Source organism: Cupriavidus sp. 01L45, assembly GCF_056399885.1.
In genome coordinates this window covers 1-2,346 of sequence record NZ_JBFTSG010000143.1, presented here as the reverse complement: position 1 = coordinate 2,346, position 2,346 = coordinate 1, and the positions used below count along the sequence as shown (strand labels likewise).

1 protein-coding gene is annotated in these 2,346 nt (G+C 56.9%); it reads right to left on the bottom strand.

The genetic code is table 11. The annotated features are described in order from the left end of the window. Window positions 1-290: 290 nt before the first annotated feature. Window positions 291-1,310, bottom strand: a complete 1,020-nt coding sequence (locus AC1DT6_RS40390) for an extracellular catalytic domain type 2 short-chain-length polyhydroxyalkanoate depolymerase (protein WP_441629624.1) — start codon at window positions 1,308-1,310, stop codon at window positions 291-293. Window positions 1,311-2,346 lie beyond the last annotated feature (1,036 nt).

Here is a 2,346-nt window from a genome sequence, read left to right as displayed (position 1 = left end):
CGCCACTGTGCAGAAGCGAGCCTGCGGCTATCGCAATCCGGACCACTTTAAGATCGCCGTCTACTTCCACTGCGGTGGTCTCAACCTACATCCAGCTGCGCTGACCCACACGAAAGTCGGATGAACCAAAATAACAAACAGATCTTTCATAACCAAAAGTAGTAGTTTCTTCGCGAACGCCGGGCGCATCCATGGGCTTGGGAGGCTCGTTAGGCTCTGGCGCCAACGAGAAGCCGGCATTGGCCGAGAACACGAGCAGGATTTCCTGGCGAGTTAGCGGCCGCCCTACATCACGGCTTGGATAGCAGCCGGCCGACCATGGCGTTGACAGCGCTCAATTGCGCCCCCGATTTCAGCGCGTAATCAGATCCGGTATAACCGAACCAGTCCCAGCAGCCTTGCGGATTAAATGGAACCGTAGACGCATTCACTTGCGGATACAGCACAAGGATGTTGTTTGTGTCCGCCCAATAGTTGTAGTTCGTCTTCGCATAGAAATCATTGCCGACCACGGCTTCGGACTGCTTGCACCCATGGAATGCCACGTGGACTTTGCACGGTGCTCCCTGAGCGCATGAACTCGGCACATAAACGAAGCCCGTATCCGCCATGCCTGTCGCGGTCGTCGCGAACTCCCGCTGGTCGAACGGCACGATTCTTCCTGACAAACTCTTCGCCGGCGGGTTCAGCGTGCCGTAGATCTGCTGCAGCAACGCGCCAGCCTGATCGTACCCTCGCTTGCCGACCGCGCAGTGACTGATGTATGGAGATGCGTTATCGGAACACACGTTGCCGAACGCCGGTGTGATGAATGCATGGCCGGCTGCCACGTTATTCACATACTGCAGGCTAGACGCAGGAACGCCGGCCTCCTTGAAGAACGACACTGTCGCGTCGACAGCCTGCTGGTAGACAACGGTATCCTTCGTTCCGCTAAATACATAGACCCGGGCCTTCTGCAAATTCGCTAGCGGGTCGATCTGACCGAGCGACGCAAAACCCGTTGCGGCGGCTACCATCAGTGCAGGATTCGGCGGCACGAACGGCACCTGCCCCATGCAGATCGTTGTGTTGAGGATGTTCCCAGCCGCACAATAATACGGCCCACCCGCTACCACACCGGCACCGGCGACAGAACCTGAGTATGCGACCTGATACTGGACCGCCATGAAGGCGCCCGACGACAGGCCGGAAACTGAGGTCTGCGATAGGTCGCCGGCATAAGATGGCAGCGCATCGGCGGCCAGCGCAGTATGAGGAAGAGCTGCGAGTGCAAAGGCAACAATGGTAAGAGTGCGAAGCAATTTCATTACGGTAGCTCCTGTGGCACAACGATCAAAACAAAATTGGACTAAAGGAAAGCACGGGCCGGAAAACCCATTGCCCTTCGGGGCAGGCGAATCGAAAGGAGCGGGGCCTCGCATACGCGGAAGTGCTTCAAACTCGCTGCGCTGTGGATCCGCGATAGGGCAGCCGGCTTCGACTTTTGACGTCGCAACATCACAACTAAATGCCGTGCCAGCATCGTCGAATTCCGATAGACCGTTTTGGTCAATGCACTGCTTTTGTGCGTTCAACACAACGGGCTGCAGTGTTTCTAGGGCGCCATACACGAGTGCTTGGTCTTGTGCTGTGCAACATTATCGGCGTTTCAAAAGAGTTTCGATCTTTTATTTATGCGTGCGTGCGGTATTTGCAACGGTGTCGCCTGGTTGTCATGAGGGACGCCTATGAGCTGATTGCTAACTTCTTGCTCATGAATTTAATATTAATTAAATCTGCTTTAATTTATATTAAATGAAATTTCATGGATTAATATAGCTGTCCCAGCCACTTCCACCATGCGGGGGCGCAAGCCGTGCATGCCTTGGCGTAGGTGGCGTCCAGGCGCGCTGCCGGCCTATGGCGCTGCATGCCTGGTGATGGTGATCACCGGATTACCAATCCGCAACCGATGCATCGCCCAAGTGATGGGAGTGACGATGGCGACCGACAGTGTGGGGAGGCGCAGAAGGTGTAACGGATGGGTGGGTGGCGCAGGAGCGCGTGAAGGCCGAAATGGCGGCTGCGCTTCGGCGGGCATTGTCAACTTAACGCAACCGGATGATGGGCTCCCAATTGCGCTAGTGCGCGCCGGAGCATTGTGTCCGCTGGCCGTGGAACCCGCGGGGTTTCCGCGAAGCGAGGGGGCGCATGCCGTTCAGACCTTGGCGTGGGTGGCGGCCCATTGCGACGGGTTGACGTCGATGCTCAGCGGGCCGAAGCCGGAGCCGATCACGCCGACGTTGTTGAGCGTGTTCACGTTGATGCTTTGCAGCTGGGCGATGTTCTGGTTGACGTTGACAT